Genomic DNA, 7,107 nt, shown 5'->3' on the forward strand with positions numbered 1-7,107 from the left:
GCCGCCTCCGGGTGCCGGTCCGGCCGCAACGACGCCGGCCGCCGCGCCAGCGCCACCAGCAGCGCCGCTTCCGCCGCGTCCAGCCGCGCCGCCGGGCGCCCGAACCAGGCCAGGGACCCGGCGCGGATGCCCTCGATGTTGCCGCCCTGGGGGGCGAGCGTGAGCCAGATGCCGAGGATCTCGTCCTTGCTGAAACGCGCCTCCAGTTGCAGCGCGCGAAAGATCTCGATCGCCTTCGATCGCAACGTGCGCGGCCGCGGTTCCAGCAGCCGCGCCGCCTGCATGGTCAGCGTCGATCCGCCCGACACTACCCGCCCCGCCCGCACCCACTGCACCACCGCCCGCGACAGCGCCACCGGATCGACCCCCGGATGGCCGCGGAACCGCCGGTCCTCCGCCGCCACCAGCAGATCGGTCAGCGTCGCCGGAACATCCGCCTCCGTCGTGCGCAACCGCCACACACCGCCCGGCGCCGGCAACACCGACAGCGTGCGGCCGTCACGGTCGAACACCTCGACGCCCGTGGCATGCAGCCGCGACAGGTCCGGCGGGAAGATCCTGTCGAGCGCCAGCACGGCGAGGATGATGGTGGCTACCGCGAGGACGGCGTGCCGGGCGCGACGGGCGGCGGGGGAGGGCGCCGCCCTCCCCCGCACCCCCACCCGCCAAGGGCTTAAGGCCCTTGGAACCCTCGAGTTGATCGGGGGAATTGGGGAGGGGCATGGCGCGCCTGTTGGGTTAGGCTGCACCAGCGATGCCCCTCCCCAATTCCCCCGATTCAAAACCCGCGGTCCAGGGGGCCGTAGCCCCCTGGTGGGGGAGGTCCGGAGGGGGCAAGGCCCCCTCCGTCCACCGTTGCGCCCGGCGCGCCCCTCTCACGGCAGCACCGTGATCCTTGCCGTGTTCTGGCGCGCGAAGATCCCCGGCCGGTACATGTCCTGGGCTTCGCCGCCCGGCAGTTCGAAGGTGCCTGGCGTGACGGCGCGCAGGCGGACGGCCAGGCGGGCGAAGGGGCGTTGCGGGGTGAGGGTGATGGCGGCGGCGTAGCGGTCGTCGAGTGCCGGTTGGCTGTCGACCTCGGTGAGGGTGCCGAGCCAGGGCATGCCGGCGATGTCGCCGGCGGGCAGCCGCGTCGCGATTTCCCAGCCGGCGGGCAGGCCCTGGATGAGCATGGCCTCGTGCCGGTCGTTGGTTTCGCTGCGCAGTTCCATCAGCAGGATGAAGGAGGTGTTCTGGCGCAGCTGGTCGAGGTTCAGCGGTTCGCCGTTCAGCGCGAAGAAGCGGCGGGTGACGCGGAAGCCCTCGCGCGCGGCAGGGAGTGGTTCGCGCGGGATGCCGTTGATCGACACCGACTGCCAGACGGAGGCGGTGCCGAGGTTGCGTGCGGTGCCGGGGCCGGTGAGCGCGGCCATCACCACCGGGCGCGGCGGCAGGGCCGTGCCGTTCACCGCGACGGTGGCGGCGCGGCTGCCCTGGCCCAGCACCTGCGCGGCGAGCACCGCCCAGGCCTGTTCCTGGGTGCTGGTGCGGATGGGCGTGAAGTCCGGCCCGGGGAGCGTGCTCATCACCTGGTTGAGTCGTTCCGGCAGCAGGCCGGATTCGCGCAGCAGCAGCGTGGTGGCGAGCAGGTCGCGCGGTGCGCTGCCGTAGTCGAAGGACCAGAAGCGGCGGCCCGTCGCGGCGAGTGCCGCGGTGAAGGCCTGTTCCGCGCGCGCGGTGTCGCCGCCGCGCGCGAAGGTCGCGGCCAGCTGCGCGCGCGAGAGCATGGTCGGCAGGTCGTTGAGCGATTCCATCAGGCGGCGCGCCGCACCCAGGCGCACCTGGCCGGCCAGCGCCATCGCGTGCAGGCGATAGGCCTGCGCCGCGCGGTCCTGCGGGCTGTCGCCGCCGGCATCCTCGATGGCGTCGTCGAGGAAGCGCAGCGCTTCGCGCAGCGCGCCTTCCGGCACGGTGGCGCCGGCGGTGCGGGCGCGCACCAGGGCTTCGACCGCGAAGGGGGTGAGCCATTGCTGGGTTTCGCCGCTCGCGCTCCACATCGCGAAGGACCCGTCGAAGCGCTGACGGTCCAGGATGGAATCGACGGCGCGTTGCAGGCGGATGGCGCGTTCGGTGTCGCCATCCTCGGTCGTGCCGGCCGAGAGTGCCAGCGCGCGCGAGGCGGATTGCTCGAGGCAATAGAGCGGGAACTCCTCGACCGCGCGCAGCATGCCGGCCACGTCGTAGCGCACCGCCGCGCCGAAGGACGCGCTGGCGCGCCAGGCATTGGGCACGAAGTGCTCGATCGGCGGGGCGAGCGGCAGTTCCACGCCGGCGGGCAGTTCCACCCCCGCCACTTCCGTCACGCGCGGGCGGGAGGAACGGATGGTGATGCGGCTCTCGCGCTCCACGCGGAAGCCGTTGGGGCCGGTGACGGCGAGGCGGAGCACGCCCTCGCCGCCTTCCGTCGCGCGCAGCGTCGTGAAGGGCTGCGCGCGCGCGCCGGTGGCGAGGTTCGCCGCGAGGCGAGTCGGGCCGCTGATGGCGAGGCCGCCGGAGGCTGTCAGTTCCGCCGCCACCTCGCCGGCGGGGAGTTCGATGTTGTGCAGCAGCACCGACAGCTGGGCTTCGTCGCCGGGGGCGAGGAAGCGCGGCAGCAGCGCTTCGGCCACCACCTCGTCGCGCACGGTGAGCGGGCGCGATCCGGCGCCGACGCGCGTGCCTTCCCAGGCCACCGCCATCAGGCGCAGTTCCCCGGCGAAGTCGGGGATGTCGAGCGGGACCATCGCGACGCCGTTCGCATCGGCGCGGACCACGCCGGAGAACAGCGAGACCAGGCGCTGCGGCGGCTGCAGCGCATCCGCCCCGGCGTCCTCGTCGCCGCCCTGGCGCAGCAGGGCCAGCTCGCCTTCGGCGGGGGCGATCAGCCGGCCGTAGTCGTCGCGGATATCGACGCCGAGCTGGCGGCGCGAGAGGAAATGCGCCGCCGGGTTCGGCGTGGTGAAGCTGGTCAGGCGCAGGATGCCTTCATCCACGGCGGCGAGGGTCAGCAGCACCGGGCCGTTGGCGTTGGTCACGCGGACCGGGATCTCGATGCGTTGGCGCGGGCGGATCCGGTCCGGCGTGTCGATCGCGACACCCAGCGTGCGCGGCGCGGGATCGATGCCGACCCAGGCGAGGCCGAGGCCACGCCCGGCCTGGCCGTTGCGGGTCTCGCCGGCGCGGAAGACCGTGACGGCCACGTAGGCGCCGGGGCCCCAGGCGGCATCGACGGGCACTTCGATCTCGGTGCCGGCGGTGGTCACCTCGATCTCGCGCAGCGCGACCAGGCGGTCGGTCAGCACGGCGACCGAGGCGCGCCCGGCGAAGGGCGGCGTGATGCGGATGCGCGCGGTCTCGCCGGGCGTGTAGGCGCGGCGGTCGGCGGCGATGTCCACGCGGTCGGGGATCTCCGCGCTCTCGACGCCCGCCCAGCCGGAGCGGAAGCGGATGGAGGTGATGCCGAGGCCGTTCGCGTCCGTCACTTCCAGCCTGTAGCGGCCGAAGGGCAGGTTACGGGCGAAGCGCGCCTGCTGCTGCGCGGTGACGCGGAGTTCCTGCGCATCGACCGGTTCGTCGCGCCACACCGTTTCCCAGCGCGCGATCGACCCGCGCACGACGATCCGCCAGTTCGGGCGTTCGCGCACCAGGCGCACGCGCAGCGTCGCGGGCACTGCCGCACCCTCGGGCGAGACGGCGGCGATGTCGAAGGCCGCTTCGCCGCCGGCGTCGATGGCGTCGTTCTCGAAGGCGGGGCGCACGCCCACCAGCGTGGCGCGGGCGCGCACCGGCACGGTGAAGCGCGTGCGGGTCTCGCGCCCGCCGGGCTCGGCCACCGAGACGGAGACCTCGCCGCGCACCGGGCGCGTGGTGTCGGGCGGCTGCGGCAGGGTGAGGGAGAGCGTGGTCGCGCCCTGTTCGTTCGTCTCCGGGATCTCGAAGGGGATCAGGTCGGGGGCGAATTGCTCCTGCGCCAGGCCGAAGCGCCAGCCGCGCCAGGCCTCGAAGGGCTCGGGGTCGTGCACCAGGCGGAGTTCGGCGGTGCCGGACAGGCCCGATCCAGGCGCGCCGTAGAGGAATCGCGCGGTGACCGGGACCTCCAGCGTGCGGCCGGGCACCAGCGGGCCGGGCACGGGGCCGGCGGTGACTTCCAGGCGTTCCGGGACGAAGGCATCGACGCGGAAGGTGGTGCGGCCGACGGGCGGCGCGTCGGGGTCGGTCAGCGCCTCGATGCTCCATTGGCCGAAGGGCGCGCCGGCGGACAGGCGCAGCGGCCAGTAGATGGCCCCACCCTCCTGGCGCGGCGGCACGATCTCGGCCGCCACCTGCCCGTTCGGGCGGCGCAGGCGCAGGCGGACGGGCAGGTCGAGCGGCTGGCCGGCGGGGTCGCGGATCAGCGCGGCGGCGTTCACCGTCTCGCCGGGGCGATAGATGCCGCGGTCGAGCCACAGGAAGGCATCGACCGGGCCGGGATGCGCGCGGCCGGTGGCGCCGCGGTCCGACAGGTCGAAGGAGGCGGCCTCGAGCGAGAGGGCAGCGATGTCGTCGGTGGTCTCGGCATGCACGGCGACGGGGGCAAGCGGCCCGGTGCCGCGCATCAGCGCGACCGGGAAGCGCACCAGCCCGTCGGCGCCGGTGCGGGCCTCGGCCAGGATCTCGTTGTTGCGCGCCATCAGCATGACGCGCAGGCCGGCGGTGATGGTGCCGGCCTGCAGGCTGCGCGCCTGCACCGCCAGGCCATCGGCGCCGCGCCAGGCGGTCAGGCCGATATCCGTCACGAAGAAGGGCAGCGCGGCCGTCGTGCCGCCGCCGCGCCGCGACTCATCCTGGCGCAGCACCAGCAGGTAGGCGCCCGGCCCGGCGCTGCGCAGCACCTCGGGCAGCGGCAGGATGGAGCGGTGGGTGCGGTTGGGCTCGACGCGCTGGAGCTCGGCGCGGCCTTCCCACAGGACGCGTCCCATCTCCTCGCTGATCGATTCGGCGGACCAGGATTCCAGGCCCTCGCCAGGTCGCCATTCGCGGCGCAGCGGCACCAGGTTGCGCTCGGCGACGCGCACGATGCGCATGGTCATGCCGCTGACGTTGACGGTGGCGACACCCACGCGCGGCTCCTGCCCGCGCGGCAGGATGAAGGCGCTGGTGTCGAAGGCGATGCGCGCGTCGCGGTTCGGCACGGCGATGCCGACCGTGGTCTCCTGGCGCAGGTTCTGCCGGTCCTCGCCAGGCAGGCCGGCGCGCAGGATGACGCGCGTTGTGGCCCCCCAGGGCAGGCCGGCGATGCAGAGCAGGTCGCCCTCGCGTTCCACCGCGAGGTTCGGGATCGGCGGGTCGGCGCGCACCCAGTCCTGCGCCTGCCAGTCGGTGCGGCGCGCCGGCGGGTTGGTGAAGGCGATGCAGGCCCGGGCCGGGTCGGCATCGGCCTCCGGTGTCACGCGGCGCACCAGCATGCCGGCGGCGCGGCGCGCGGCTTCCAGGCGCTGGCGGTGCTCGGGACTGTCGGTGCGCTCCAGGATGGCTTCCAGCGCCTCGATCTGCTGGACGGGGCGGTTGAGGCGGCGCAGCGCCTCGGCGATCGCCATCAGGGGGACGATTTCGGGTTCGCCGTAGGGGGCGAGCTGGAAGGCGCGCCAGGCGGCCTGCAGCGCGCGCTGGTTGTTGGGTTGCGGGCTGTTGAGTTGCGCCTGCGCGAGGGACAGCCAAAGGTTCCCGCCGATCTGCCCGCCCATGCCGATGCGTTCTTCCCAGGCGGCCGCGGCGGCGGCGTAGTCGCGCCGGCCTTCCGCCTGCGCGGCGCGCAGTTCGGCCGCCGCGCGCTGCTGCGGAGAGGCGCCGGCGGGGAAGCGACGCTGCATCTCCTGCAGGTAGGCGGTGGCGTCGCGCCCCAGCCCCGGCAGGTCGAAGGTCTGCGCGGCGGCCAGGCCCGGCATCGCGAGGGCGAGGATCAGCAGCAGGCGGATCAGGCGCATGTGGAGCGGTTCCAGTCGTGACGCACGGCGCGCCGAGCATGACACGCCGCGCGGCGTCGCGCACGTAATGAGCGCAAGGGGCGCGCGGGATCGTGAAGCGCTTCACGTGGCGATGCGCGGCGGGCTGTTGGCTGCTGCGGCGCCGGGCAGAATGAATGCATGAAGACCCTGCTTCCCTTCGCGATGGCGCTGGCCGTCGCCGCCGCCCCGGCGCACACCGCCGATACATCCCTGCCCGCGCTGATGCGCCTGCTGCCACCACCTATGACCAGCGCGATGCAGCCAGGGCAAGCGATCCTGTCCTATGCGCGGGTGGACCTGCTGGCCGGCAGCCGCGGGCGGACCTACGGGCCGGGCGCGACGCGCGCGGCCGCCGTCGTGCGGACCGCGGCGGTAGGGTTTGGCCATATGCCGATGGGCCCGGTGGACCAGTGGCCAAGCGTATCCGGCTTCGACTTCGACGCGATCGAGGCGTTGTTGGTGCTCGAGACCGGGGGGCTGCCGAACGGCATCCGCATCCTGGCGGGCGCGCGGATGCCGGGGCTGGAGGCGCTGGCACCGCGCCTCGCATCGCGGGGCTTCGCGCCGCGCAGCATTGCGGGCCAGGCGGTTCTGGCGCGCGGCGCGGACAATGCGATCAACCCCCAATACCGCGCGGATGGCGATGCGCTGGGTGGCAGCATCGCCATTTCCCTGCGCTACGCCGTGCCCGCGCCGGGCGTGCTGCTGGCGACGCGCGAGGACGCGACCATGGTGGCGGCGCTGGGGACGCCGCGCCTGTCGGACGTGCCAGAGTTGCGCGCGCTGGCGGAGAGTTCGGCCGGCGGGCCGGGCGCGCGGGACCTGGCGCAGGCGGTGGTCTTCGTGATGGCACTGCGCAGCGCGCCGCCGATGCCGCTCGGCAGCCCCGACGAGATGCGTCGCACGCTGGGCACGGAGATGCGCGACACCGACATGCTGGCCGGCCCGCCGCCCTGGGTCTTCGCGATGCTGTCGGAATGACCCCGCCCCCTTGGATGCCCCCGCCCTGAGCTAGAGTCCGTCGAAGGGAGACGGATGATGAAGCGATCGAGGTTCACGCAGGAGCAGATCATCGGGGTGCTGAAGGAGCACCAGGCGGGTGCGA

Annotated in this window: 3 protein-coding genes; 1 reads left to right on the forward strand and 2 read right to left on the reverse strand. The window is 74.0% G+C overall.

What is annotated here, in order from left to right:
- On the reverse strand, positions 1 to 575 hold a 575-nt coding region (locus HW578_RS20590; protein ID WP_369407945.1), incomplete at its 3' end, for a transglycosylase domain-containing protein.
- A 300-nt stretch (positions 576 to 875) separates the two neighbouring features.
- Positions 876 to 5,981 (reverse strand): alpha-2-macroglobulin family protein, encoded by a 5,106-nt coding sequence (locus tag HW578_RS20595; RefSeq protein WP_198372591.1) that lies wholly within the window; start codon positions 5,979 to 5,981, stop codon positions 876 to 878.
- 159 nt (positions 5,982 to 6,140) lie between these two features.
- On the opposite strand from HW578_RS20595, the gene HW578_RS20600 reads away from it, so the two are divergent.
- A complete protein-coding gene (locus tag HW578_RS20600) occupies positions 6,141 to 6,983 on the forward strand; it encodes a hypothetical protein (protein ID WP_198372592.1) in 843 nt (280 codons plus the stop codon).
- The last annotated feature ends 124 nt before the right edge of the window (positions 6,984 to 7,107 follow it).

Origin of the sequence: Roseomonas rosulenta (genome assembly GCF_016106005.1) — a bacterium.
Lineage (GTDB): Bacteria > Pseudomonadota > Alphaproteobacteria > Acetobacterales > Acetobacteraceae > Neoroseomonas > Neoroseomonas rosulenta.